1 protein-coding gene is annotated in these 504 nt (G+C 65.9%); it reads right to left on the bottom strand.

Features of this window, described 5'->3' with window-relative positions:
• On the bottom strand, positions 1 to 270 hold a 270-nt coding region (locus AC1DUE_RS20175; RefSeq protein ID WP_477041189.1), incomplete at its 3' end, for an ABATE domain-containing protein.
• Positions 271 to 504: the final 234 nt, after the last annotated feature.

Raw genomic sequence — 504 nt, 5'->3', positions numbered from 1 at the left:
GTTCAGGACGCTCAGCGCCTCGTCGTCGTACTCCTCCTTGAGGCGGCGGGCCGTGACCAGTTCGTAGATCGCCTCCCGCACCGCCTTGGCCTGTTCCACGTCGGCTTCGTCGCCGGGCACGATGTTGTCGACGAGCCCGGACTCCACGAACCAGGCGTCCAGTCGGTCCGGTGTCGCGAACATCTCGAAACGCACCGTACGCCGCGCGCGCAGAGTCGCGGCGAAGTCGAGGGCCGGGTTGCCGCAGACGAAGGCATGCTCGTGATTCACATCACCATTCTGACAGGTGACTCGCGATGGCGGCAGGGGATTGGTTCAGTCCACGGCCTGGCCAGGAGGAATGTACTCGTTCCGGTCGCCCCGTCCGCCGTTGACAGTCCGCGGGAGGCCGTGCCAGTATCGTCACCAGTTGAACAGGTGACGTTGCTGAGAGTTGGTTCGAGCCGAGCCCCCGTTCCGCCGACGTCGCCGCGATGCATCGTGTGCGGGCGTTCCACGTCCGCT

Source organism: Cellulomonas sp. P4_A2 (assembly GCF_056402515.1).
This window is presented reverse-complemented; position numbering and strand designations above follow the sequence as displayed.